The sequence below is a fragment of the Lentisphaera araneosa HTCC2155 genome (assembly GCF_000170755.1).
GTDB lineage: Bacteria > Verrucomicrobiota > Lentisphaeria > Lentisphaerales > Lentisphaeraceae > Lentisphaera > Lentisphaera araneosa.
In genome coordinates, this window is record NZ_ABCK01000034.1 from 26935 (window position 1) to 53228 (window position 26294).

28 protein-coding genes are annotated in these 26294 nt (G+C 42.1%); 15 read left to right on the forward strand and 13 right to left on the reverse strand.

Annotated features, from left to right (window positions below):
• Positions 1-215: 215 nt before the first annotated feature.
• The 5 genes from LNTAR_RS22030 to LNTAR_RS22050 all read right to left on the reverse strand — a co-directional run bounded on the left by LNTAR_RS22030 (position 216) and on the right by LNTAR_RS22050 (position 4280).
• Entirely contained in the window at positions 216-467 is a 252-nt protein-coding gene (locus tag LNTAR_RS22030; protein ID WP_007280979.1) for a helix-turn-helix domain-containing protein, read from the reverse strand.
• Positions 468-469: 2 nt separating this feature from the next.
• On the reverse strand, positions 470-1720 hold the full coding sequence (locus tag LNTAR_RS22035; RefSeq protein ID WP_007280980.1) for a type II toxin-antitoxin system HipA family toxin: 1251 nt from the start codon (positions 1718-1720) through the stop codon (positions 470-472).
• Between the two features lie 1376 nt (positions 1721-3096).
• A complete protein-coding gene (locus tag LNTAR_RS22040; RefSeq protein WP_193363970.1) occupies positions 3097-3534 on the reverse strand; it encodes a hypothetical protein in 438 nt (145 codons plus the stop codon).
• Between the two features lie 16 nt (positions 3535-3550).
• Positions 3551-3742: a hypothetical protein gene (locus tag LNTAR_RS22045; RefSeq protein WP_007280982.1), complete on the reverse strand. Its 192-nt coding sequence runs from the start codon at positions 3740-3742 to the stop codon at positions 3551-3553.
• Between the two features lie 310 nt (positions 3743-4052).
• Positions 4053-4280 carry a hypothetical protein gene (locus LNTAR_RS22050; protein WP_157473788.1) on the reverse strand — a complete coding sequence of 76 codons (228 nt, stop codon included), beginning with the start codon at positions 4278-4280 and terminating at the stop codon, positions 4053-4055.
• Positions 4281-4480: 200 nt separating this feature from the next.
• Between LNTAR_RS22050 and LNTAR_RS22055 the strand changes: the two genes are divergently transcribed.
• A complete protein-coding gene (locus tag LNTAR_RS22055) occupies positions 4481-4729 on the forward strand; it encodes a ferredoxin (protein WP_007280984.1) in 249 nt (82 codons plus the stop codon).
• Positions 4730-4963: 234 nt separating this feature from the next.
• On the opposite strand, the gene LNTAR_RS28325 is transcribed toward LNTAR_RS22055, so the two are convergent.
• Positions 4964-5152 (reverse strand): transposase, encoded by a 189-nt coding sequence (locus tag LNTAR_RS28325; protein WP_083800117.1) that lies wholly within the window; start codon positions 5150-5152, stop codon positions 4964-4966.
• Between the two features lie 109 nt (positions 5153-5261).
• Between LNTAR_RS28325 and LNTAR_RS22060 the strand changes: the two genes are divergently transcribed.
• A complete protein-coding gene (locus tag LNTAR_RS22060; RefSeq protein WP_007278401.1) occupies positions 5262-6707 on the forward strand; it encodes an ISNCY-like element ISLar6 family transposase in 1446 nt (481 codons plus the stop codon).
• On the opposite strand, the gene LNTAR_RS22065 is transcribed toward LNTAR_RS22060, so the two are convergent.
• The 3 genes from LNTAR_RS22065 to LNTAR_RS22070 all read right to left on the reverse strand — a co-directional run bounded on the left by LNTAR_RS22065 (position 6675) and on the right by LNTAR_RS22070 (position 8855).
• Complete coding sequence (locus LNTAR_RS22065; protein WP_238527792.1) at positions 6675-7832, reverse strand: ISL3 family transposase; 1158 nt, start codon at positions 7830-7832, stop codon at positions 6675-6677. The two genes, LNTAR_RS22060 and LNTAR_RS22065, sit on opposite strands and share 33 nt — an antisense overlap.
• Before the next feature lie 380 nt (positions 7833-8212).
• Entirely contained in the window at positions 8213-8362 is a 150-nt protein-coding gene (locus LNTAR_RS27415) for a hypothetical protein (RefSeq protein WP_007280986.1), read from the reverse strand.
• Positions 8355-8855 carry a hypothetical protein gene (locus tag LNTAR_RS22070; protein WP_007280987.1) on the reverse strand — a complete coding sequence of 167 codons (501 nt, stop codon included), beginning with the start codon at positions 8853-8855 and terminating at the stop codon, positions 8355-8357. Before LNTAR_RS22070 ends, LNTAR_RS27415 begins: the two co-directional genes overlap by 8 nt.
• A 576-nt stretch (positions 8856-9431) precedes the next feature.
• Between LNTAR_RS22070 and LNTAR_RS22075 the strand changes: the two genes are divergently transcribed.
• Positions 9432-9983, forward strand: coding sequence for a hypothetical protein (locus LNTAR_RS22075; RefSeq protein ID WP_007280988.1), 552 nt, complete (start codon positions 9432-9434; stop codon positions 9981-9983).
• 448 nt (positions 9984-10431) lie between these two features.
• On the opposite strand, the gene LNTAR_RS22080 is transcribed toward LNTAR_RS22075, so the two are convergent.
• Genes LNTAR_RS22080 through purK form a run of 3 tightly spaced genes read right to left on the reverse strand, consistent with a single transcriptional unit; the run spans position 10432 to position 13028 of the window.
• Complete coding sequence (locus LNTAR_RS22080) at positions 10432-11400, reverse strand: L-threonylcarbamoyladenylate synthase (protein WP_007280989.1); 969 nt, start codon at positions 11398-11400, stop codon at positions 10432-10434.
• A gap of 5 nt (positions 11401-11405) precedes the next feature.
• Entirely contained in the window at positions 11406-11906 is a 501-nt protein-coding gene (purE, locus tag LNTAR_RS22085) for a 5-(carboxyamino)imidazole ribonucleotide mutase (RefSeq protein ID WP_007280990.1), read from the reverse strand.
• Positions 11907-11909: 3 nt separating this feature from the next.
• Entirely contained in the window at positions 11910-13028 is a 1119-nt protein-coding gene (purK, locus tag LNTAR_RS22090; protein ID WP_007280991.1) for a 5-(carboxyamino)imidazole ribonucleotide synthase, read from the reverse strand.
• A gap of 540 nt (positions 13029-13568) precedes the next feature.
• Between purK and LNTAR_RS22100 the strand changes: the two genes are divergently transcribed.
• The 4 genes from LNTAR_RS22100 to moaC are packed head-to-tail and all read left to right on the forward strand — an operon-like array spanning position 13569 to position 15845.
• Positions 13569-14696, forward strand: coding sequence for a molybdopterin-guanine dinucleotide biosynthesis protein MobB (locus LNTAR_RS22100; protein WP_007280993.1), 1128 nt, complete (start codon positions 13569-13571; stop codon positions 14694-14696).
• Position 14697: 1 nt separating this feature from the next.
• A complete protein-coding gene (locus LNTAR_RS22105) occupies positions 14698-14940 on the forward strand; it encodes a MoaD/ThiS family protein (protein WP_007280994.1) in 243 nt (80 codons plus the stop codon).
• Positions 14940-15392, forward strand: coding sequence for a molybdenum cofactor biosynthesis protein MoaE (locus tag LNTAR_RS22110; protein ID WP_007280995.1), 453 nt, complete (start codon positions 14940-14942; stop codon positions 15390-15392). The genes LNTAR_RS22105 and LNTAR_RS22110 overlap by 1 nt, the downstream gene beginning before the upstream one ends.
• Complete coding sequence (gene moaC / locus LNTAR_RS22115; RefSeq protein ID WP_007280996.1) at positions 15393-15845, forward strand: cyclic pyranopterin monophosphate synthase MoaC; 453 nt, start codon at positions 15393-15395, stop codon at positions 15843-15845. It abuts the gene before it with no gap.
• Between the two features lie 12 nt (positions 15846-15857).
• Here moaC and LNTAR_RS22120 read toward each other — a convergent pair whose 3' ends face one another.
• On the reverse strand, positions 15858-16865 hold the full coding sequence (locus tag LNTAR_RS22120; RefSeq protein ID WP_007280997.1) for a serine/threonine protein kinase: 1008 nt from the start codon (positions 16863-16865) through the stop codon (positions 15858-15860).
• A 156-nt stretch (positions 16866-17021) separates the two neighbouring features.
• Between LNTAR_RS22120 and LNTAR_RS22125 the strand changes: the two genes are divergently transcribed.
• The 8 genes from LNTAR_RS22125 to tsaA all read left to right on the forward strand — a co-directional run.
• Positions 17022-18041 carry an AAA family ATPase gene (locus LNTAR_RS22125; protein WP_007280998.1) on the forward strand — a complete coding sequence of 340 codons (1020 nt, stop codon included), beginning with the start codon at positions 17022-17024 and terminating at the stop codon, positions 18039-18041.
• Positions 18042-18043: 2 nt separating this feature from the next.
• The gene (locus LNTAR_RS22130) at positions 18044-18910 is read left to right on the forward strand and encodes a DUF58 domain-containing protein (protein WP_007280999.1); all 867 of its coding nucleotides are present in this window, start codon (positions 18044-18046) and stop codon (positions 18908-18910) included.
• Positions 18907-19797 (forward strand): hypothetical protein, encoded by an 891-nt coding sequence (locus LNTAR_RS22135; RefSeq protein ID WP_007281000.1) that lies wholly within the window; start codon positions 18907-18909, stop codon positions 19795-19797. The genes LNTAR_RS22130 and LNTAR_RS22135 overlap by 4 nt, the downstream gene beginning before the upstream one ends.
• Positions 19794-20840: a VWA domain-containing protein gene (locus LNTAR_RS22140; RefSeq protein WP_007281001.1), complete on the forward strand. Its 1047-nt coding sequence runs from the start codon at positions 19794-19796 to the stop codon at positions 20838-20840. Before LNTAR_RS22135 ends, LNTAR_RS22140 begins: the two co-directional genes overlap by 4 nt.
• Positions 20840-22705 carry a VWA domain-containing protein gene (locus LNTAR_RS28530; protein ID WP_007281002.1) on the forward strand — a complete coding sequence of 622 codons (1866 nt, stop codon included), beginning with the start codon at positions 20840-20842 and terminating at the stop codon, positions 22703-22705. Before LNTAR_RS22140 ends, LNTAR_RS28530 begins: the two co-directional genes overlap by 1 nt.
• 2 nt (positions 22706-22707) lie before the next feature.
• Positions 22708-24924 (forward strand): BatD family protein, encoded by a 2217-nt coding sequence (locus LNTAR_RS22150; RefSeq protein ID WP_007281003.1) that lies wholly within the window; start codon positions 22708-22710, stop codon positions 24922-24924.
• Between the two features lie 68 nt (positions 24925-24992).
• Positions 24993-25931: a TRM11 family SAM-dependent methyltransferase gene (locus LNTAR_RS22155; RefSeq protein WP_083800118.1), complete on the forward strand. Its 939-nt coding sequence runs from the start codon at positions 24993-24995 to the stop codon at positions 25929-25931.
• Positions 25888-26294 (forward strand): tRNA (N6-threonylcarbamoyladenosine(37)-N6)-methyltransferase TrmO (gene tsaA, locus LNTAR_RS22160; protein WP_007281005.1); only part of this gene is annotated, 407 nt, incomplete at its 3' end. The genes LNTAR_RS22155 and tsaA, both read left to right, overlap by 44 nt.

The window sequence follows — 26294 nt, forward strand, 5'->3', positions numbered from 1 at the left end:
GAATTTTGAATTGAAGGAAAGAAATTAAAACAAAAGATTTAAACCACTAATCTTCACTGATCTACACTAAAGATTACCAAGCACGAAGTGCGTAAACTCAGCACGAAGTGCGTAAACTCAGCACGAAGTGCGTAAACTCAGCACGAAGTGCGTAAACTCAGCAAGGCGTCAACTCAGGCCACAGGCCGTAAACTCAGCGCCAAACGCCCTGCCTATCACTTCGGGGTGAAGTTGATTTTAAAACCAAATTTCGAGCCGATATTATTAAGGGTTTTGAGTGTGGGATTGGACTTATCATTTTCCAATAAGCTCAGAGCATTGACTGTTAAGCCAAATAGTTTTGCAAAGTCCTTCTGATTAAGTCCTATGCTTTTGCGCATGGTTTTTATTGCCTCGCCAATCTCACAGCGATTATTAATTAAATCATTCTGGAGATCTTCAATGATTGCCTTACGATCTTTTGGCATTTTTAAACCTCCTCTAACTTTTTCATTTCACTCTCAATGATTACTAGGCGTCTCTCAATGATAAATTCATCCACTTGACATACTCTCAGCACTTGTACTAATTCACTTAAAGCCTTTACAAACGCTCGAAATCCTTCAGTAATATCTGCACCATAAATCGAAAGCTTCGTTAAAATACAGCCCCAAGAGGGTCTACCGCTCTCTTCATTACTAAACCAAATTGAGCGACGCATAAAAATATCATTGGGATCGTAAAACATTGGGGCAAAATCATAGAGTGGCGAAAGCCGAACTTCAGCATTCTTCTTGAGCATAGCTGAATTTCTTCCGTGATTATCAGGATTCCCCAATAAAATATTGAGCACATCGCGTTTCAAAAATTCTAATACATCCTGGCTAGGCGAAGTCGAGTACTTGGCAAGCAATTCACAGAAGTGAAAATTATCAGAGATCTGCCCTCGCTGACTTATTCCTGCGATAGAATAGAGAGATTCTAGGCCATAGTAATAAATTTTTTCCTCTTTCACTTCACGATCAAAACGAGGAATAAAAAGAGCTCCCTCCTTAAAAAAGAGCTCCTCACCTACGCTTAAGCCTAAACGTCGTGCCACCTCATAGTACGCCGCCTCGTTTTTCAAAACATCAAAATCGGCCAGGCTCTTGCCTCGCGGGAATTTAACAATGTAATGTTGTTGGATTTCATCTGGTGAGACCAGACCTGAATCAACGTAAAACCGGCCTTCGAAATCCTTCACAAGTAAAAACTTCGGCGCATCGCCTTGAACATCCGTAGCACCATCAATCTGTACACCACACAACTTTGCATAGCTAAGGAAATTTTTATTTTTTTGAATGATATCCTCTTCTGAAAAAGTCATGATTTGCTGATCCGCAATACCGCCAATAAAATCATTGGTCAATTCTCCGCTCACTCGCAAATTCCCAATGGGATTCCATGCGCCAACTTGAAGCAAGAAGTCGTCATCACCGCGGCCATATTTCTCAAGTAAAAATCGCTTACCATTGCCCGAAGGCATTAAATCCAAGATAAAAGCAGGCCAGTCTTCAAATTTCCAAAATTCAAAACTACAATCTAAAGACAAACTTAGGCGATCTCCTGCTTTATTATCAATATATTCAAAAACATAATCCATATCATATTCTAGTAATATGGCATGATCAGTTTTTTCGATCTTTGCCATAAGTCTATATTTTTGTTGTGCATTATCAAAAATGTGAACTTCGTAAATCATAAGATACTAATATAATGGTTTAAATGATATCGATAAAACTAATTATATACTAATATCTTAGTATATCAAGAGCATACAAGTTATGAAAAGAAGTTTGGAAGAGCAGTTTTAAATGGTGAATAAAGAGAAGGGTCCACTAATTCCACGAATGAACACGAAAGCTTGAACCACTAATTTTCACTGATCCACACTAAGAGATGAGTAATTTTTAATGCTTAATTTTTTAATTATGAATGATACAAGAAGGGTGGAACCACAGATCTAACAGATAACACAGATGGTTGAGGCAGTATGCAATGTTTAATTTTGAATTTTGAATGGAAAGAAAAATTACAAATGAGTGGAACCACCGAGTTCACGGAAACACACTGAAAAAACCTTAAACCACTAATTTTCACTGATGAACACTAAAGAGGAGTGGGTTATTTTAAATGCTTAATTTTAAATTATGAATGATATAAGAAGGGTGGAACCACAAATCTAGCAGATAACACAGATGGTGGAGGCAGTATACAATGTTTAATTTTGAATTCTAAATTTTGAATGGAAAGAAAAATTACAAATGAGTGGAACCACAGAGTTCACGGAAACACACTGAAAAAAACCTTAAACCACTAATCTTCACTAATAATTACCTAAGCACGAAGTGCGCTGCCTAAGCACGAAGTGCGCTGCCTAAGCACGAAGTGCGCTGCCTAAGCACGAAGTGCGCTGCCTAAGCACGAAGTGCGCTGCCTAAGCACGTAGTGCGCTGCCTAAGCACGTAGTGCGCTGCCTAAGCACGTAGTGCGCTGCCTAAGCACGTAGTGCGCTGCCTAAGCACGTAGTGCGCTGCCTAAGCACGTAGTGCGCTGCCTAAGCACGTAGTGCGCTGCCTAAGCACGTAGTGCGCTGCCTAAGCACGTAGTGCGCTGCCTAAGCACGTAGTGCGCTGCCTAAGCACGAAGTGCGTAAACTCAGCACGAAGTGCGTAAACTCAGCACGAAGTGCGTAAACTCAGCACGAAGTGCGTAAACTCAGCACGAAGTGCGTAAACTCAGCACGAAGTGCGTAAACTCAGCACGAAGTGCGTAAACTCAGCACGAAGTGCGTAAACTCAGCACGAAGTGCGTAAACTCAGCACGAAGTGCGTAAACTCAGCACGAAGTGCGTAAACTCAGCACGAAGTGCGTAAACTCAGCACGAAGTGCGTAAACTCAGCACGAAGTGCGTAAACTCAGCACGAAGTGCGTAAACTCAGCACGAAGTGCGTAAACTCAGCACGAAGTGCGTAAACTCAGCACGAAGTGCGTAAACTCAGCACGAAGTGCGTAAACTCAGCACGAAGTGCGTAAACTCAGCACGAAGTGCGTAAACTTAGGCCGAAGGCCGTTTCATCAGCGATGCAAAGCTTCCAGTTCTTGGACATCGACTTGGTCTTTGAGTCGATTCGCTTCTTTTTTTGCCCGAAGCAAATCCTCCAGACAAATAAAACCCAACTCAAATCCATCTAATTCACCCAAGACTTTATTTGCAAAAATCTCTTGTTCATTTTGTGAACTTACAGACGTCAATAAATCAATCTGATTAGGCTGAGCTCCCAAGGTGAAAACTGTCCCTCGCTGGTAAAAACGCTCTTCAGTCAATTCCTTAATTCCGCCAAAACCAAACTCATGCAAACACTTAATTATTTTTTTTGCATTTTCGATATTTGGCTTGATCAGCAAATCAAAATCCAAGGTCATACGGGGGTAGCCATAAAAAGCAACAGCATGACCACCACAAACCAAAAAATCGATTTCATATTTTTGTAAAAGAACTAGAAATTCTTTCATATCTTCCGAGAGCTGACTAAACATCTTTAAAATCTAAACGCTTAATTTTTGCAACTCTTTCCATACTGGGATGTGTATCCCAACGTAAAAAACGGTTCTGCATTTCGAGAAGAGCTAAAACCCTCTCTTCTCGGGTCATGAGTTTCGTTGAGGCACGACGAATTGCGTCTTGCTCACAAACACTGTTAACTTGAATAATACGTTGCATAAATATCCCAATTTTAAAAAAATACAGTTTAAGTAAAGTCTTTCAAGGCGGAAAGAAACTTAGAGCCTAAGCTTAAGTACTTGAAGTTATGCTTCGCTAGGGCTAGGGCCAATTCAGAAATTTTGAATTTTGAATGATGAGCAAAAGAATGGAACCACGAAACACACAGAAAAGCACGGAAGGGTCAGGAGAATTGAGGATAAGTAAAGAATTTCACCACTAATCTTCACTGATCCTCAATAAGAAATACCTAAGCACGTAGTGCGCTGCCTAAGCACGTAGTGCGCCACCTAAGCACGAAGTGCGCCACCTAAGCACGAAGTGCGATTCCCAAGCACGAAGTGCCATTCCCAAGCACGAAGTGCGATTCCCAAGCACGAAGTGCCATTCCCAAGCACGAAGTGCGATTCCCAAGCACGAAGTGCCATTCCCAAGCACGAAGTGCGATTCCCAAGCACGAAGTGCCATTCCCAAGCACGAAGTGCCATTCCCAAGCACGAAGTGCCATTCCCAAGCACGAAGTGCGATTCCCAAGCACGAGTGCGCTACCTAAGCGCGAAGTGCGCAAACTCAGCGCGAAGTGCGCAAACTCAGCGCGAAGTGCGCAAACTCAGCGCGAAGCTCGTTAACTTGGACCTCTTTTAAAAGACATTTTGAGAAAAGCACTTTTATTTTTTGACTTATGGCGTATTTTGCCGAACTTATAAACAAACACTAGATAATCAGGACAAGTATACAATGGCTAATATTGAAGCTAAACATGCTGACAGCATCCCAGGTGCTTTTTACTGCACCGACCCGGATGACGACAACGGAGAAGGTTGCATCGCTTGCGGACTCTGCTACGGAGCGGCTCCAGAATTTTTCCAAGAAGATGACGCTGGCAACGCCTACATCTTCAAACAACCAGAATCTGACGACGAAGTTGCACTCTGCCAAGAACAATTGGAAGACTGCCCCGTTGACTCAATCGGCAACGATGGTTAATTCAACTTTCAGTTGAATCAAAAAAGCTCGCTTAATCGCGGGCTTTTTTTGTGTCTTATTGGAGGCTTAAAAACAATTTTTAATTGTGAGTTTTTAATTTTGAATGAAGGTCAAAAGCAAAAGAGTGGGAACAGTGAGTTTCGCAAATTAAAGGAATTGTTTTTTAAACCACTAATTTTCACTGATCTACACTAATACCTGAATCCGTGAGCTACATTAAGTTAAGGTTCTTTCTCACTTTGAGGGGATGAGGTTTGGTATCCCAGTTAAATTTCCTTTAGTGAAATAGAGCATCATTTTTAGATATTCTTTAGATCTAAACCCTCTGGCCCGTCTTTTAACTGCTGAGAAAACGGAATTAATTCCTTCCAATACAGCATTACTTGTTCCGTGCCTCCATCGAGATGCACTCCGACAGTTCATTCAAGAGGCTCATAAATAATAGCTTTAAAATGTATTTATTTGTAAAAAATTCCGCCTAAAATGCTATATTGTAGTTCTTTACAAAAACAAATAGCAGGCGGAATTCATCATGAACGATACTCTTTTTTCCGAATATTTCATCGGGGAACTACAACAAACGGCAGGAATTTTAAGCGGTCCGCTGAAGATTGCGGGGGAAATCATACTTCTTCCTGAATTTGAAGGGATCCGAAAAGCGATTGAGAGTGATCAATTCCAGTTGAGTATGGATAGGGCCGCTACTAAAAATCGCGAATTTAAAAATGGCAATACCAAAAAGCATCCACCAGCGGAATTAGTGGTTGCCTTGTTCATAGCCCGTCACTTTTATAATAATTGTTACGGGGAACGCGGCTATAGCATGTTATGTGAGAACAGTTCATTACATCAATTTATCGGGCGCCTAGGCATCGGGAAGTTCCCTTCACGCAATACGATTCATGAACAGATTTCTGCACTTTCTGAACATACCCTTACACTTTTTCATCAAGCTATTTTGAACTGTGTCAAAGCATGTGACTTAGATGATTTCTCAGCAGTAATCATTGATTCCACAGCCATCAAAGCCGATTCGTCCTGGCCGGTTGATAGTGCATTACTGAAGAACCTTAGTTGTAAAGTTATGAAAAATATTCAGAAAGTACATGATAAGCTCCCTTGCCTTGAACGTAGAGGAATCCCTCTCAAACGTCTACAGAATTACTGTGATGATATGAGTAAATTGGATTTTGTGATTTCGATGTTTAAAGGGAAGAAAGGAGCCAAGAAAATGAGGTATAAGTCTTATACACAAGAACTTTTGCCGAGGTGTCGAAAATTTATAACACGCCTGGAAAAGGTTCTACCTAAAATCAAACAGCACTGTAGCAGTATAAAGTCCTCGATGCTTGATGAAGATTTTTCTCGCTTTATTGATAAAGTTTTGATGGTTGAGCACCGCTTTAAGATGGCTCCTGAGGACTACGATGCCAAGACGGCAAGAAAAATTTACAGTATGAGTGATGACGACGCTGCCTTTATCAAAAAAGGCGGTCGTGAAACAGTTTTTGGTTATCGTCCAAACTTTGCTTTTAGTGCCAATGGTTTTCTGACTTCTTTCATTTTGGAATCTGGAAATACCAGTGACAGTAAAGTCTTTGCAGATTGCCTTGTGGAAAATAAAAAAATGACTGGAGAATCCGCTATGATGGTCAGTGTTGATGATGGATATAGCTCTGCAACGAATTTGGATTACGCCATAGAACAGGGAGTGGAATTAGTCAGTATCAGCGGTTCAAAGGGCAAGAAGCTTCTGGGAGAAGAAATTTATGAAAGTGAAAACTATCAGCTGGCGAGAAACATCCGCTCAATCTCTGAAGCGGGGATTTCAAAGATGAAGAACTATCACAATCTTGAGAGGTTTACCGTTTGTGGCTTAAAGAGAGTTCGACAGGAAACGCTCATAAGCACTATAGGGTTCAACTTGGAGAGACTCTACCAGTTATTATCTCAAATCGAACTTCAAGTTGCTGCGTAGAATGTCGGAGTGCATCCATCGAGCAATAATTCCATCAAAATGTTTTGTAAGAGATTCGGCAAATTTCTTTAGAGGGTTTAAAAAGTATTTCCACATTTCTTTTTCAGCTTCATTATGAACCCAAGATATCCATGCTTTTAACCCTAACAAAGCTTTGATTTCGGACTTCGTTTTAAAAATATCTTGGAGACTTAAGCGCATTTGGTATGCCATGGCTGTTGCAGTGTTCAGCTCTTTTAATTTTTCTATAGTTTGCTGATCTTTTTCCTTGAGTTTGTCTCTGTTCTTTTGAAATAAACGAGGCTTTTTTAGGAGGTTTCGAATATCACCTTTTGTACGGCGCTCTCTGGAACAAACTTTGCCAATTGCTTTGTTTAAGTTTTGTGCAATATGGAAGTAGTCAAATACTTTACGAGCATTGCGCATATTTGAATCAACGCCACTTTTATAAGAGGGACTCATATCCATGCTAACTTCAGTAATTGCATGAGGGTGACCGTCTTTCAGGTAAAGTTCCTCGGTGAATTGTTCAAAAACTTGTGCATCTTTGCCGTCTGCAGCGAATAGAACACTATGGTTTTCCATATCCACAAAAACACTTACATAACGATGACCTTTTGCGATACTCAACTCATCTACTCCAATTCTCGTGAGTTCACTCCAGTCAAGTTTGGCCCGTTCTTTATCAATATATACTCTTAGAATCCTCCATAATTTTTGATCATCAACTTTCATTAATTTACCTACTTTTGACACGGGCATATGACGCATGAGGGTCAAGGCTAATGCCTCAAAGTCTTTACTGGAATGTTTATTGACACCTTCCCAAGGAGCTCGAATTGTCCACGTTTTTTTACAGGATTTACAAAGGGCACGAGGCAATCGGCATTTTAATACAGTTTTATAAGTCCACATTTGTAGATGATCCCATAGCCTTTCATTTGCATGATCTTTTATAATTAAATCGGTTCTCTTACAACAAGGGCATTCCATACCTTCTAAAAGTTTAGCTGTATCTTTAATTGTCACTTCAATACATGATTGCTCTGCCAAAACTTCTAGTTTACTAACTTCCCATTTATCCCCGAGATTTAACATTTCTGCAAAAAGTTGTTCGGTCATCATTAGCTCCTATTTTGATAAGCTTAACAATACTCCTTGGAGCATCTATCCACAAAAAATGAGAAAGAACCTAAGTTAAGCATCTTGGTCTTTCACCTTCATTGACTTACAACTTTTTTCAAAAGACCTACGGGTATTCCTGCAAAAAGCTGTAAAGTTCTGAAAAATAAAAACCCTACGAGATTATTCCAAAGCCAGCTCACGGATTCAGGTAATAAATAACTCAGCACGTAGTGCGTAAACTCAGGCCGAAGGCCGTAAACTCAGCACGTAGTGCGTAAACTCAGGCCGAAGGCCGTAAACTTAGCACGAAGCGCGTATTCTCAGCACGAAGCGCGTATTCTCAGCACGTAGTGCGTATTCTCAGCACGTAATGCGTAAACTCACTTCAAGTTTTTAGACTTGGTTTGATAAACAAAGTAGGCGGTATTGGAGAGCCATTGCAACTTTTGCTTGGGCGTCATTTTTTTAAAGTCCGTATGACCATCAAAATCTTTCTCAGAGCATTTTTTTAATATGTCTTGCTTATTCATTGATCAATCTCTTGAGTTCTATTATATCTCTTTGATCCTTATCACGAATTGGCTTAACTTCTTCTTTCATTTTAATCAAAGCCTTAACATCGACTACCTTCAGAGTCTCATTTGCAGTGATATCAAACTCATCAGAAGAATCAATTAAACGCCCATATAAATCTTCTAGAAATATATCAATCTGCTTAAAGGGATTGTTCACATCAATAAAAGTAAAAACAATGGCATTTTTCTCATTAATCAAGAGCTGTCTTATTTCGTGATCTAATAAAGAGTCAGGTGGAATTGGTGCACGAGACTGCATACTTAAATCTTTCATAACTCCGAGAAATTTTTGAACATTAGATCTGTCGAAATTTATTGCAATATCAATATCCATTGTCAAACGTTCTACGCCGTGTAAGACTGCCGCCACTCCACCACATAGAACAAAATCTATTTTTGCTTGGCATAAGTCAGTCAAAATCTCTAAAATATATTCTTTGGAATTCATAGATTTAAAGTATAACTACAAAAATAAAAAAAAAGATTAATTAACTAATCATCACTGATTAATACTAAGAGAGGGGCAATTTTGAATTGTGAGCTAAACAATAAAGAATAAAAAACCACTAATCTTCACTGATCTACACTAATAAATAACTCAGCACGTAGTGCGTATTCTCAGCACGTAGTGCGTATTCTCAGCACGTAGTGCGTATTCTCAGCACGTAGTGCGTATTCTCAGCACGTAGTGCGTATTCTCAGCACGTAGTGCGTATTCTCAGCACGTAGTGCGTATTCTCAGCACGTAGTGCGTATTCTCAGCACGTAGTGCGTATTCTCAGCACGTAGTGCGTATTCTCAGCACGTAGTGCGTATTCTCAGCACGTAGTGCGTATTCTCAGCACGTAGTGCGTATTCTCAGCATGATTGGGAGGATCGGAGAGGCATGAAGCCTTTTGAGGCATAAATAAAACAATTGTTAATAAAAACTTCATAAAAACGATAATTGGATCACTTAAATACTATTGCATCCGAAAATTAGGCAAATATTATACGATATCTAATTATCAATAAGGATGTAATCATGCTCAAAAATCAACTTATCTATCTTTTCTCAATCCTCTTTCTCGCTGTTGGCTGCTCTGAGAAACCTGCTACCGTCAAAACAAGCGAGGAAAATTCAAAACAAGCCGAAACACAAAATGATCACGGACACAGCCATACACCTCATCACGGTATTGAAGCTAAGCTCTACTCAGATCAACAAGCCGCAGGCATTGCGGAGCTCAAGCTTCACGACGACAAAGGCGATTTGGAACTTTGGTTGACTAATAGAGATGAAGCTCACTCGCCCCTCGACCTAGGTTTAGACACTAAAATCACCGTTAAATTCATTTCTTTAGAAGGCAAGGAAGTTCAACTCCAAGTTAGAAACAAGGACAAGAATGAAGATGAAGATGGCATGGGCAACATTAGAAATAGCAAAACGAACTACTTCATCTTCCCTGGCGACACTAAAGCGGATAGCACTTTCTTAATTGGCAAAGAATTCTCAGCAGAAGTTCAAATCAGCTTCAATATTGGCGACAAAGTCTATCAGTCTAAAAAATTCCAGTTAAAACCTCACGTTCACTAAGCAACGGACTTTATTCAAAATCACAAAAGCTCTCAAGGTAAAACTTGGGAGCTTTTTTAGTTTCTACAAGAAAAGAGTGGAACCACAGATCTAGCAGATAGTACAGATGCTTAGAGCAATCTTTAATTGTGAATTCTAAATTTTGAATAAAGAGAAGGAACCACGGAGAGCACTGAGGACACGGAGAGGTGGGGATAATTTTTAATTGTGAATTTTGAATGAAGAGAAGGGTTTTTAACAACTAATTTCGCTAATTGAACGAATTGTTTTTTTAAACCACTAATCTTCACTGATCTACACTAATAAATAACTCAGCACGAAGTGCGCTACCTAAGCACGAAGTGCGCTACCTAAGCACGAAGTGCGCTACCTAAGCACGAAGTGCGCTACCTAAGCACGAAGTGCGCTACCTAAGCACGAAGTGCGCTACCTAAGCACGAAGTGCGTTTTACGACCGCTTGGCCGCGGCTTTTAAGAGGCGGTCCATAATGGCCGAAGCGAGGTCATTACCTTCGAGTTCGTAAACGTAAATCACATCTAAACCTTTTGAGTCTAGGCGGTGCAAAGCTGAGAATAAGTTATGGGCAATGGACTTAAAATCTTGCTCATTCTCAGATAAAACTTCAATTTCTGTAGCCTCAATTGAAGTCGACCCCATTTGTAAGAAACCTACTTTTGCGGAGTCCGCAATATTTGGTACTTCTCCACTCTTCAGAATCATCAACTTGGTATTGGGGGCATAATGGCTTGCAAGTTGCCCAGGCGCCAAAGGTCTTTCGAGCACTGCTTTACCAAACTGAACTGAGCCCGTCACACGACGAATATCTTCTGCACTAATCCCCCCTTGACGCAAGAGAATGGCTTCACCACTACTGCAATCGACAATTGTGGACTCTATGCCCCAATCGCATTCACCACCATCTAAAATAATATCGACTTCATTCTCCAACTGAGAAAAAACGTGTTCGGCGCTAGTTGGGGACAAATAACCAAAGGGATTGGCACTGGGTGCTGCGACTGGAATTTGAGCTTCGCTCAAGAGCCCTAGAGCCAGCGGGTGCGCTGGCATGCGAATTGCCACCGTATCTAAACCTGAAGTAATGAGGCTGGGGATTAAATCTGTTTTCTTAAAAACCAAAGTCAAAGGGCCTGGCCAATAAGCTTCGGCTAAATCCAAAGCGACATCAGGAATTTCTTTGACCAAATCTGAGAGCTGATATATTTCCGCTATATGGACAATCAGCGGATCATACTTGGGTCGCTTCTTCGCTTTAAAAATTTTTTCACAGGCAGGTGGAGACAAAGCGTTCGCACCGAGACCATAGACTGTCTCGGTTGCAAAAGCCACTAAGTTATCATTTTTTAAATGCTCAGCAGCTTTTTTGATATTTTCCTCTGTACCTCGGAAAATGGCCATTGTGCTTAAGCTTTATCCTCAGCTTCCATTTTTGCGGCCTTTTCGAGAACCATCTCATCCATGCCTTTTTTGTAGGCAATCATTTTTTTACGGTACTCGGGAAACTTCCCACCGAGCATTTGAACAGCTAAGAGTCCTGCATTTTTTGCATTATTAATGGCGACACTCGCAACAGGAACTCCGCCAGGCATCTGTACAATAGAAAGAAGAGAATCTAGGCCCTGTAAATTGGAACTACGCACGGGGACGCCAACAACTGGCAAAGGAGAAATAGCTGCCACCATGCCAGGCAAGTGAGCTGCGCCGCCTGCACCCGCAATAATAACTTCCAAACCACGCTCCACGGCTGACTCAGAGTACTTATAAAGTTTGTCCGGAGTTCTGTGTGCTGAGACAATAGTAATCTCGTAAGGCACATCAAATTCTTTCATGATTTCGCGTGCAGCATCCATAACTGGCAGATCTGAATCACTGCCCATAATAATTCCAACAAGTGGCTTCGACATAATTTACTCCGAGATAACTTTTAAATTTTTCTTTACAATTAAGGCCTTTTCGAGGGCTTCATCTAAATTTTCTGACGTCACGGTTACATGACCCATTTTGCGAAAGCCGCGAGTTTCAGCTTTTCCGTACATATGCAGAGAAACACCTGGAATATGAAGGCAAACTTCTAAACCATCTAAAACAGGCTCGCCTGTATGACCTGGCTCACCTAAAAGATTGTACATCACACAAGGACGCATTTGCTCGGGAGAACCCAAAGGCAAACCGGCAACCGCACGAATATGTTGCTCGTATTGACTCGTTACACAAGCTTCGATTGTGTAATGGCCAGAGTTGTGTGGACGCGGCGCAACTTCATTAACAAAGACTTCGCCTTGTTTATCCACAAACATTTCAACGCCATAGATACCAACGCCACCTAGAGCCTCAATTGTTTTCTCTGCCAAGGTACGTGCTTTTACTTCTAAGTCCGCAGAAATTCTTGCTGGCACAATGCAGAGATCTAAAATATTTGAACGATCATCAAAAGTCATTTCCGTCACTGGGTAAGAAACTAGTTCGCCATCAATACCACGCGCCACCATAACGCCGAGTTCCATTTCGAGATCAACCATTTTTTCGAGCATGCATTCGCCAGGTAATTTTTCCACAAGTGCCGATTCGTCTTTCATGACGAGAACACCCTTGCCATCATAACCACCTTTACGAGTTTTTTGAACGAGGGGAAAGCCAAATTTTGCGAAGTCCGCATCTTCAGTGAGTTCGATAAAAGCAGGCGTACTTAAACCCGCTTCTTCAATGCACTGCTTTTGCAAAAGCTTATCTTGGATTACTGATAAAACGCGTGGATCAGGATGAATCTCATGCCCTTGATCAGAAAGCTCAATCAAAGCGCTCGTGTCCACATGCTCGAGGTCGTAAGTGCAAACGTCACAAGCCTCAACAATTTTCTTTAAGCTTTCAGAGTCATTCCATGAACCCAAAATCTGCGAATCCGCGACTTGTCCCGCTGGCGAATTCTCACCTGGATCTAATACAATAACATGAAAGCCCATCTTTTTGGCCGCCTGAGTCATCATGCGTCCGAGCTGACCACCACCAATGATACCAATTGTTTTCATTATTTATACTCTAAGTTATTTAATTTTGCTCCAAAATAATGGACTTTCTCTTTTCTTCAAAAGTGTAAACGATTTAGCTCAAAAGTTTTTCTCTTAGTGAGTGAGAAGACCGAATTAATTATTAACTCTGCGACGAGTTATTAAAAGTAAATACACAGGGCTGACCTACCCCGTACCCATCGAGATTTATAGCCCAGATAAATGCGGTCGGCATGACACAGAGCCCTATACCGTACCGTTGGCACTCACTATTTATCTATGGATCTACTCCTGGCACTTCCGTACCAGGCTGCGCTATACCGTCCCGTCGGGACTCAAATTGAGTGCTGAAGGCATGACATGATCTATGCCCAAGAGCATCAGCCTTGTATGTGAAAAATACAAAATGCAGTAAACCAAATTCATTTCTATCATCTGCAATAAAATCATTAATGACGAGCACTCACAAAAGACAAATTCATCATGAGTTTCATTTTTCTTTTTTGACAAATCATTTTTGACAAGCATCTTGGCGCAAATAATCCTTAGGAAGATATTTTAATGAGCAAGAATCACCATCGCGGTGGCCTCCCCTGGCTATTCAACCCATTCGAAATCAAATTTAGTGCCTACTCGGGCTCTGGAAAAACCACTTTAATCTGCCGTCTAATCAATGAAATGTGCCAAGACTTTGATATTGCATATGCAAAATCAGATGCGCACCGTTTCGAAATGGACAAACCTCGCAAAGACACTCACCAAGCCCAAATGGCTGGTGCCCAAGCTGTTGTCATCAACAACCCCGAAGCACGTGCCAAACTCGAAAAGCGCCCTGCTAATGAAATCTGGCGCAGTCTCAATTTACTCGAATACGATCTCGTTTTTGTGGAAGGTTATAAAAACCACACACAATCTCCCCGCGTCCTTCTTGTGAATGAAAAAATGCTTAAAGAAATTGCCGACAAAGATCTCGAGAACGTCATAGCTTTTGCGGGGCCCGCAAAAGAACGCCCAGAGGGCCTACCACTTGAAGTGCCTTATTTACATCGCGATGATATTCCCGCCATTAAAGAAATTATCTTAGAAACCTTCAAAACTCGCATCCCAAAAACTAAAGGCTTAGTTCTTGTGGGTGGCAAAAGCCGTCGAATGGGTGAAGATAAAGCGAGTATGCAGTTTGGCGATAAATCCATGGCACGCCAAGCCTACGAATTACTCAAAACTCAATGTGACGAAGTCTATCTATCTGTTAGAGATGAAAATCAGGAGTTGCCCGAAGATTGCCTAGGTCTGCCGATCATCACTGATCAACTCAAAGACATGGGGCCGACTGGTGGCATCTTGTCTGCTTTCAAAAAAGACTCCACATCCGCTTGGACAGTTATGGGCTGTGATCTGCCTCTTGTCAACCAAGATGCCATCGAAAAACTCTACGCAGGTCGCAATGCACAACGTTATGCCACTTGCTTCAAGTCCAATTCCGACGACATGCCTGAGCCACTCTTTGCGATTTACGAACCAAAAGCGCAAAATCGCTTTTATCAGTTCTTAGCAACAAATCGTCTCTGCCCTAGAAAAGTTTTACTCAATTCTTCGATAGAACTTCTCGAACAAGGGGAGTATAATTACTTAGATAACGCAAACACCCCTGAAGACGCACAACGAATTATAGAAGAACTCAATAGATAAAATGAATACTTATAAACTGCAGTACTTTAGCCTCCTTGGCGACTTCACTGGTAAGCCTAGCGAAGAGCTCCAATCGATAGCCTCCACTCCCAAAGAACTTTACACTGAACTGCAACAACTTTATTCTTTTGAGCACTGCAGTTCTAAACTACGCGTTGCGATCAATGATGAGTTTGGGGACTGGCAAAGCCAACTGAAGGATGGTGACAACATCGTTTTCATCCCTCCCGTGGCAGGTGGCTAATGTCTAATTTCATCATTTCACCACAGCCGATCGAAGATATTGATATCATCGCAAAAGTTTCCACTCGTCAATCTGGAGGCTACGTCATTTTTGATGGCCGGGTGCGCGACCACAACGAAAACCGCGACGTCACACATCTGCAATACCAAGCTTATGAAGCGTTAGCCGTAAAAGAAGGCGACCGCATCATTGCCGAAGCTTTCGACAAATTCAATATCCATAAAGTTTTTTGCGCTCACCGCACTGGTGACCTTCAAATTGGCGATTCTGCGGTAAGACTCATTGTTGGCGCAAAGCACCGCGGCACCGCTTTTGATGCCTGTGAGTATATTATTGACGAACTCAAAATTCGCGTTCCTATTTGGAAAAATGAGCATTACACCGACGGATCAAGTGGCTGGGTGGAATGCCACGAATGCTCAAAACACGCTCATCATCACAAGGAGTCTTAAATGTCAGAATTTTCTCATGTGGATCAAGAAGGCAAAGTCAATATGGTTGACGTGGGTGACAAAATCACGCAAAAACGTACTGCTATTGCCGAAGGCACTATTAGCTTGAATGCGGAAACGCGCCAAAAGATCACTGATAACTCAATGAAAAAAGGCGATGTCCTGACGACGGCTCGCATCTCTGGTATCCAAGCTGCAAAGCAATGCTCAAACCTCATCCCCCTTTGTCACACGCTCTTATTAAATAAAGTTTCTGTGGATACTGAACTCACTGATTCGGGAGTCAAAGTTACTGCACTCGCACGCTGCAATGGTCAAACTGGCGTTGAAATGGAAGCTCTCACTGCTGCTTCTGTCGCGCTACTCACTATCTATGACATGTGCAAAGCCGTCGATAAAAATATGATTATCTCTCATATTCAGCTAGTCGAGAAAACAAAAGAAAAATTGTAAAACCTATCTCCCTTAGAAAGACAAGAACATCTTAACTTTTTCTACATCTTCAATTAGATCCGCCCAATTCTGATAGCGATCATCATACTCTTTTTGCATCATACGATTCAAAATCTTAGAGAACTCAGGACTCACATTCGAGTTCAATTCATGGGCATCTGGCACCTCACCGTGAAGAACTAAGTCAATCACCTCTTCGGCATCTTCACTATGGTAGGGAAATTGCCCCGTCACTAAATGGTAACAAGTTGCGCCTAAAGAATAAATATCTGTACGATAATCTGGATTGTATTCCCCGCTTACAATAACGGGACAAATGTATTCAGGTGTGCCAAAAGTAATGTCAGTATCATTTTCGATAGGATGATTATAAATGTGCGCCAAGCCCCAGTCAATCAAAACGATTTTATCATCCTCTGTCGCCATGATATTGGCCGGTTTAATATCGCGATGAATCGCCCCAAACTTAGTCCAAACATGATTCAATAAATCTGCGATACGAATAATCAGATCTAGAACATATATTTGATCTAAAGCACCTTGTCGAAGGAGCAAGGTATCTAAACCTTCCCCCTCGACATAGTTCATTGCTAGGTAATAATAGTCATGATGTTGGTTATAGCCCGCTAAACGCGGTAAACATTCGTGCTCAAAGTGATCCATAATATAGGCTTCTTGCTCAAATAATTTGAAGGCATATTGGCTATCGACATCCGTATTGAGAATCTTCAGAGCAACGACTCTGTCTGTCTTAATAGAGTGCCCATAATAGACCTCTCCCATTGCACCTTTCGCCAACCAACCATCAATTAAGTAGGGGCCAATTTGCTCTCCAGCATGAAAAGAAGGTGATGGACAAATAATCCCAGTTTTGCAATAGGGACAAACCATACCATAACCATAATTTTCTTGCGAAACTCGCAAACGATGCAAACAGGAGTCACAATGAAATGGCATAAAAAGCCCCACGGCTTTTTCTATTGGTGACGCTCGATTATAAGATCTCTTTTTTATTTTCATCAATTTTCCCTGCTATTGTCCGGCTTTTAATATGACTCGGGACTTTGCAATCATCAATATGAATTGTATTTTCACAGCCTCTTAGTGAATGAAATTTAAGAAAAATTCACACATTAAATTCTTAACACATAATATCATTGCAACTTTATAGCCACTATGGATAATCGCGACACAGAAACACAAGATGAAATTGCTGTTGCCTCAGCTTTCATCACACCCTTAAAAAATGAAATTGCCAAAGTTATCTCTGGACAAGAAAAACTTATTGACCGACTGATCATCGGACTCATTAGCTCTGGCCACCTCCTTGTAGAAGGTGTACCCGGACTCGCAAAAACCCTCACTATTAATACTATGGCACAAGCTATTACCGCCGATGCCAGCCGCTTACAGTTCACACCCGATCTTCTTCCAGCTGATATTGTTGGCACATCCATCTATGATCCTCGCGAACATAGCTTCTCTATTAAAAAGGGGCCCATCTTTGCCAACCTCGTACTTGCCGACGAAATCAACCGCGCGCCCGCTAAAGTTCAATCTGCCTTACTTGAGTGTATGCAAGAAAAACAAGTCACTATCGGAGACAAAAGCTTTCAACTCCCCGAAACTTTTATGGTTATGGCCACTCAAAACCCACTTGATCAAGAAGGTACTTATCCACTTCCCGAAGCTCAAATGGACCGCTTCATGATGAAAGTTTTGGTTGACTATCCCGATAGACAAAATGAGCTCAATATCTTGAAAAATATGGCGACACCTAATGTTAGGTTCAAAGCTGAAGCCGTTTGCAGCACCGATGATATTTTGCGCGCTCGCACCATGCTCGACAAAGTTTTTATCGACGAAAGCCTCCAAGAATATATTGTTGATATCATTATGGCCACTCGCCCAGGCATGAGCGACCAACTCTCTAGCCGTCAACAACAAGCAAATCTCAAGTCACTACCCGATTTAGTTGCTTGCGGTGCTTCTCCTCGTGCGACTTTGAGCTTGACTCTCGCCGCAAAAACTCATGCTTTTTGCCAAGGTCGCAATTATATCCTCCCCGACGATATCCTCAGCTTAGCGCCAGATGTTCTCCGTCACCGCGTTATCCCTTCATACGAAGCGGAAGCCGAAGGCCTTAGTAGCGACAAGCTTATTCAACTCATCCTCAGCGAACTACGTGCACCCTAGAAATGTTTAATCCACGCGAACTCATTTCCGCCGTAAAAAAACTGGAAATCAAAACGCGAAAAAACGTTGATGAACTCACTGGCGGAGCTTACCATTCAGTCTTCAAAGGTCGTGGCATGGAATTTTGCGATGTCCGCGAATATTCCCCTGGTGACGACGTGCGTACAATTGACTGGAATGTCACTGCACGTGCTGGGCACCCCTACGTCAAACAATTCACTGAGGAACGTGAACTAACGATTAATATACTTGTGGATATTTCTGCCTCTGCTGACTTTGGCGGTAATAAAACTCGTATGCAAAACGCCATCGAAATTGCCATGCTTATTGCTTTTAGCGCCATTCGCAATCGCGACCGTGTGGGCCTCATGCTCCATAGTGATGAAGAAGAATTGCATTTGCGCGCCAAAAGAGGCAAGCAACATATTTTGCGATTAGCGCGAGAGCTGATTGTTCACCAACGCAAACGTGCCAGAACCAATATTAAACAGCTTTTAGACCGTTTCATGCAGTCGCAAAAGAAAAAATCTGTCGTCTTTTTAATCTCTGATCTAATGGATCCAAAAGACTTCCAAAAGAGTCTTCGCGCCGTTGGTAAAAAACACGACCTAATTGTCATTAATATTCTCGATGAGTTCGAAATCAATATCCCAAAACGCCTGCCTCCACTCTTGATGCAGGATGCAGAAACGGGTTTACTCGACTTCTTTAAGCCCAACGCTAAAATCCATGCAGCTGCCGAAAAATTTATTGAACGCAATAAAAAGGCCTGCGTTGAAGCCGGCGCGGATTGGATGCTCTTGAAAAATACTAGCGACCCAACGACAGAGCTTATGAAATTCTTTGGCCGCAGGAATCAACGCAGATGAAAAAGCTTGGCCTCATCACTTTAATCACCCTCTGTGTCGCTCTGGTCACAACGTCCTTGTTTTATTGGATTAAATGGCAAAGCAAATTACAAGTCAGAGTGATCTCGACTGAAATAAATCAAAGCACTTACAAAATTGGCGAAGCTATTCATTTTCAAAGCAGCTTGAACATCCCTTTCCAATGTAGTTATGAACTAGAAGCTTATGAATTAGAAGACGGCCTCAAAGAGCATCATTCGGGAAGCTATTTTACACGAAAAAACCTCAATAGCGTCATTCTTCACGAAAGCCTTTTTGCTACCAAGGCAGGGGAATACAAAAATAATCAGCGCACAGTGCATATCAATAGCTCAAAAGGCCTGCAAACAGTTCAAATTACCTACCCCACCTTAAATGTGCAGCAAAGAGAATTTGCCCCCGAAAGAAACGTACAATCATTTGGCGACATCACCCTTAGCTCTCCCAAAAGTCATATCTCTAGCTCCACAGCCCTTGCTATCATTCTCTCAAGTAGCCTTATACTGACTTTAATAATCCTCAAAAAACTTCCTTCAAAAGAGCCCTCTATTACAGAAAAATTCATTACTAAGATGCAACAAATTCTCGATTATAAGGAATGTGCAACACCCGCGCCACTGATGACCATTCAAGATGAAACACGCTTCTTACTATCCAAACTCTATCACGAAAATTTTCTTCATGCTAACATTGAGGATTCTCCTTGGGATGAACTCAGCGAAAACGATTCCAGTCTCTTTCGCCCTTACTTGGAGCGTATTTTCAAAGCGAGATTCCACCAGCAAACAATTCCAAAAGACGAATTCCAAAATATGGTCAAGGAACTCATTATCTGGGCTCAAAACCTTAAGATCAAGGATAGCAAATGACTTTTCAATATCCTTGGCTCTTACTTTTACTGCTTGTGCTCATTCCACTTTTCTGGAGGCAACTGCACATCAAACCACCTGCCGTTAAAGTCTCATCACTCCCTCATTTCACAGGAAAAACCGGCAGTGACCATCGCCCTTTTTCACGCTTCCTCATACCCATCTTTTTTGAATTTTTAGCACTCAGTCTGATGATCTTTGCTTTAGCCCGCCCACGAACAGGAGAAGAGAACTCGTATAGCTACAAAGACAGCGTCGACATCGTCTTTTCCTTAGATATCTCTGGCAGCATGAGTTCCTATGATCAACCCGAAGACCTCGCCGTCAATCGACGTGTCATTGCTGAAGCCATCAACAATAAAGAATTACACCCACGCCTGCATTACGCAAAAAAATCCATCGCAGATTTTATTGACAAACGCAAATCCGATCGTCTTGGCCTCGTAGTTTTTGGTGCCGAAGCCTATAGTGTCTGTCCACCGACAAACGACCATGAATACTTGCAGAATCGACTTAAAGAAATCAGCACCGAATACTTAGGCGACTACAATCGTCAAACGAATATTACTGCAGCCATCAGTGGCGGACTCGCGCGCTTAAGGAAATCTAAAGCACCCAAAAAGATTATCATCTTGGTAACGGATGGCAGCCATACTGCCAACTCAAACCTCACTCCGCGAATGGCCGCCAAAGCCGCCGCCAAATCAGACGCCGTGATTTACACCATTGGCGTCGGCAACGAAGTCGCGTGGAACGTAGAAAACTTCTTTGGCTCCTCGCGCCTCAACGCGAGCAACTCCGATTTTGACGAAGAATTACTCAAAGAAATTGCCGAAAAAACTGGCGGTCTTTATTTTTCGGTGCGAGAAGCTGAACAAATGAAAGACGTACTCAAAAAAATTGATGCCTTAGAGAAAGTTGAGCTCAAACACTTCCATAACATCAACTATGCCGAACACTTCATGCCTTTCTTGTGGGCTTCACTATCCTGCTTACTCATCGCCACCCTCCTATCTCATTCTATCTTTATGAGGTATCCCTAATGATCCACTTTAAAAACATCGACCTTGCACCCTACCTCATTCCTATCATTGTGTTTGCCTTTCTCTGCTTATTCTTTGGCAACAGCTACCGTCGTCGCGTCATTAAACTCCTCAAAAACGACTATGGCTTAGACTTGGTCAAAATGAGTTTACTTTCGCAAACCCGCCGCCGCCTACGCTACCTCTCGCTCCTCTTAGCTATAGGAACTCTATGCTTCTGCCTGCTTAGACCGCAGGGCAAAGAAATTTCTCAAGAAAAGGAAAGCTCCAGTCGCTCCATCCTCTTCCTTGTCGACATTTCCAAGAGTATGAATGTTCGGGATATGAATGAACAAAGTCGCCTCGAATACTCCAAGTGGTGGGCCAAAAAGCTAATGAATGACATCCCTGGCGATCGCTTTGGCCTCATCACTTTTTCACGCATTGCCAATATTGAATGCCCTTTAACTTCCGAACCCGACATGGTCTTACTCTACCTCTCCGACCTCAACAGCTCTCTGCTTCCCGGTGGCGGCACCAACATTGCCGCAGCTCTCGATCACGCCCAAAAACAATTTAAAGAAAACGAACGTGATAGTCGTGTAGTCGTGCTTTTGAGTGATGGCGAAACCGATGGAAATAAATGGCGAGAGTCTTTAGAAGCTTTACAAAAGAAGAAAATCCCGGTCAATGTCATTAGTCTTGGCGACCCCAAGCGAGAAGGCTTGGTCTTGAATGAAAAAGGCCACCCCATTCGCAACTCAAAAGGGGATTACGTCATGAGCCTCAGTGACACGAGCACGCTCAAACAAATTGCCGACGAAACTGGCGGAACATACATCCCTTGGGATCCAGAAGACCCTTTGAATTCAGGTCACAGCACCATCGAGTCTCTCATTCGAGAACTCGAGTTTGATGAAAGCAAAAAAGAGAATGTTAAAGTACGAGATGAACTTTACTTATTCTTCCTACCCTTAGCCATCTTTTTGATCACCATTCGACTTTGGCTATCAGAATCAAAAAAGGCGAGTCAAGCTAGCCAACTCATCAGCTTCCTCTGCATTCTATTCCTCAGTAATCAGATCAATGCTCAAGCTCAACTTCCTCCTCAGCTGCCTTCCCCACAGGCGAAGCCCAAAGTGAGTCCTGAGGAAATCAAAAAGAAAATTGACAGCATCGAATCGACTATTTCCGCTCAAGTAGATGAACTTGAAGCTTACAGACGAGCATTAGCCATCGAACAGCAACTCCATGAACATCCCGAAGCCATTGCTGAACACCTAGAAAAGCTTTATCAAACAGCTGCGAAGCATCCTGAACTTAAAATGGCCGCACAAAGTAATCTCAATGCCTTTAAACATAAACAAGCCCTAGCCGCCGAGCCAGGAAAACAAAGCCAAGAACTCCAAACTGTGATCGATCAGTATATTGATCTACTGAGTGACTACCCTACGAGCACAAAGCTACAAGAAAATCTTGATTTAGCCCTGCAACAAAAACAAAAAGTTGATCAAGATCAAGAGCAGAACAAAGATCAGCAGAACAAAGATCAGCAGAACAAGGATCAACAGAACAAAGATCAACAGAACAAAGATCAACAGAACAAGGATCAGCAGAACAAGGATCAGCAGAACAAAGATCAGCAGAACAAAGATCAACAGAACAAAGATCAACAGAACAAAAAAGTAGATCCCAACGAACAACAATCAGACGATCCGCAAAAAAGCCAGCCTAAACAGCAAGAACAAAACGAAATGACCGAAGCTGAAGCAAATGCGGCCTTTCAAGATGAACTAAAAAGGCAGCAGCAGCTCCGCGACCTCATCCGTCGCAATCGCGAACAACGCAATAAACGTCAACACTTCAACCCCGAACAGGATAAATAAGAATGAAAGCCTTCTCCCTCATTTTAATCTTATTTTCTTGCCTACTGTCCGCCGAAATTCGCCATCAGTACACGCTACCGAACAACACCGACGAACTCGGCCAACTTTACATTAACAGTAATCAAGACCTCAACCTATCGACCTTACCAAAAATTGAAGGTCTCATTTGGGGCTCCCCCTCAGTATCCAGCAACACGTCAATTATTAATGGTCGACGTTCTCATTCCAGCAGTGTCAGAATCAACTTTAAAGCTTTAAAACCTGGTGACTTTACGATCCCAGCCTTCAAAATTTCAGGCCACGAAGTTCCCGCTATTGATTTCAAAGTGCAAGCCAGCCCCTATGACGATGCCTATTTCATTAAAACGAAAATTGAGCACGAAGGTGACTCTCTGTATCCTGGCCAGTTCTTTCGTTTAAAAGTCGACATCTACCTTGACCAGCAATATGCCATTCAAGGCGATTTCCCAATTCCAGAACTAACTTCAGAGGGTCTTAAATTTAGAAGTTTTGCCAATCGTAGCTCACAAAACAAACATATTGAAGACTACCAACAAACTGAAACTCAATTCAATGGAAAAACTTATCACCTCATTAGCTTCAATTATGTTGTCAGTGCCCTCATTAATGGTGAGTATCTGGTGAGTACCGATCACAATTTGCGCATCATCAAGCGTTCAGGCACCCCAGGCATCAACCGTCCGATCACATTACAAAGACAAGTTTCTTTTCCAAAAATCAAAATCAAAACTCTCCCACCAGCACCAGCTGATGCCATCAATACGAGTTTAGTTGGCGACTGGTCACTCACAACTGAAATGGATAAAAAAGAAAGCAAAGTCGGAATCCCCTTTACTTTGAGTTTCAGTTTCAAGGCCAAAGATGGTGACCCCGAACGCTTTAACATTGATCAGCAAAATTTTAAATACTTTCGCTTATTGAGCGAAAATCGCGAAATCGAAGACGATTCCCTTGACTCTCTTGCAGCCACAAAAATCTTTGTTCTGGCAGCTTTAGGTAGTGACGTAAAACTGCCCGAAATGAAGTTTGCTATTTTCGACCCCATTAAAGAGAGCTATAGGATTCTCAAAGCTCAATTCCCAACAATTAAATTTAGCGGTGAGAAATTCAAAGAAGTCAAAGCAAGCCCAAGACCCATTCGAAAAAACTCCGATGAGCAAAAACATGAATTGAATATTCTAGTGAATACGCGACTTCCCTTGATCACTAATTTGCACCCCCTGCTTTTTGTTTTGGCGAGCCTCCTCCCCCTCGCCCTCTTCTTAAAGACATATACTCACATGCAATTAAGCCCCCGTGCCCGTCAGAAGAAAAAATTACGTCAAATTCGCCGCCTACTAAAAAAATCGACCCCAGAGAAAGCGCACTTAATTTACAAGGAACACCTCATGCCCCTTCTCAAACAAATCCACTCACTTCAATTTGGTGAGGGCAATTCTCAAGTCATTCAATTAATCTCTGACGCGGAGCTTAGAAAAACGTTGACCGAGTACGAAAATCAACGCTTCCAAAAAGATAAGCTGCAATCCTTAAATGGGAAAAAACTCAGCCGCGCTTTAAAAGCCTTATCCTTCTTATTCATTCTAGCTGCCCCACTTTCAAATCAAGCTCAAACCACTGCCTTAAAGAGTAGCGAACATTACATTAAGCTACTTGAAACCGAGCCCGAAAACATCAGCGCTACTTATCACGCTGCCTTAGCTCTAGACGAAGAAAAGAAATACGTTTTAGCCTACGCTTATACTGAACGACTTTCGCGCATGGCTCCTCGCCTTGAAGCCAATCAAAGCTTAAAAGCTTCACTTGCAAAGAAGCTCAAAATCAAAACGAGTGAAACTCCCCGTTTTCGCCCCGATGAACTTTGGACCGTCGCCATTTATATATGGATCCTCACTTTCCTGATTCTTTGCGTCTTTCGCAAGAACTCAAAACTGCTTATCAGCGCCCTACTTACTTGTTCATTTGCGCTCGCGCTATGGAGCTACACCCTTTCTCAAAACTACTGGGCTAAGAACCAGTACACTCCTATCACCAAAGAAGCAGCTAGCTACACTTCTGTGAACAATTCGCTAAAAAGCGGCCAAGCCCAACAATTAAGTCTATATACAGCAGAGGCCTTTGCTTCACAACGCATCCTCCTGAAACTTGGTAAGCAATCCCTCTGGATCGAACGCAAAGACCTTTTCAAAATTTGGTAAAGCAAGGGTTTTGATTAGATTTTTTGACGACTCAGGTCATTGTGAGTTTTTGATTTAAAATAGAACTGATGATGAGCCAGCCAAAAAACCTTTATTTTCTTAAACTCCAAGATTTTCATCTCCCCCTTGCAGAGCTCGAAAGCTTAAGCTTTTTTGGTTTCGAAATTTCACCTGAGCAACGTTTCGTTTTGAGTGACCAAGGCGTCGACATCAGTGATTCCGCATTTTTTGACTGGGGCGGAAAAATTTTAATCAAAGCCGATTCTTACGAGCAATACTTAGAAGCCCTCGGAGAGGCTAAAATTAATGTTTGCGATGCTCGCATCGAAACACCTTCTGCAGGCAATCATCCCAAAGTCAAAAAAGACGTGCTCTTTGAAGTTCTTGAGCATATTGAGGGTAGCTTTGATTTAAGCCAACCAAATGAGCGCTACGCCATTTGCCGAGATCACCACTCTTGGTATTTCGTGAAGATTTTTTCTGAAAAATCCAACCGCATGTTCGAGCATAGTAAAAAACCCGCAACTTTTTCTTCTGCACTTAACGCCACGAGTGCTCGAGTTGCCGTAAATATCCTCAAGAATGCAGGTTCCGATTTCCTCGACTGTGGATGTGGCTCAGGCAGCATCACTCTAGAAGCTTGTCATTCAGGACTTAATGTTTTCGCTATTGATCGCTCTGCACATGCGGTTTCAATGACAGAGACCAATCTTAAGCATTTCAATTACACTGCAGAGCTCTATAACAAAGAACTAAAAGACTGGAATAAAAAGCACGACTCTGCCGTCATCGACTTCCCTTATGGCTTTTCTTGCGCTCGAGACGAAGAGGAAGAACTACAAAGTCTCAGTTTACTCTTTCCACTTGTTTATCAGAGTGTATTTTTTTCATCTACAGATTTATGCCCTCAGATGGAAGCCATAGGCTATCAGATCATTAAACATAAAGTTATGAAGTACCCAAATGTCACAAGACACATCATCCACGCCGTCGCCGGAAGAAAATAATTTTTCCTTAGAAGCCATTGGTTATATCAAAAGCGATCTTAAAGAAAAGTTTGGCACCCCACGTCAACCTGGACTGTGTCCTTCTGTGCTGAGCAGCATCATTTTAGAAAACTCTGCCTTTAACCGCGAAGCGATTACTGGACTCGAAAACTGTTCTCATCTTTGGATCCTAGCGTGGTTCCATAAAAATAAAGATATGAAAGCCCGCTCACTCGTTCGTCCTCCCCGTTTGGGTGGTAACACAAAAGTCGGTGTTTTTTCTACGCGCTCCCCCTATCGCCCCAACCCTATAAGTATCTCCGCTTGCTCCCTGAAAGAGATCCTCATTAAAAAGAATAAGATCATTATTCAAATCACCGGCTG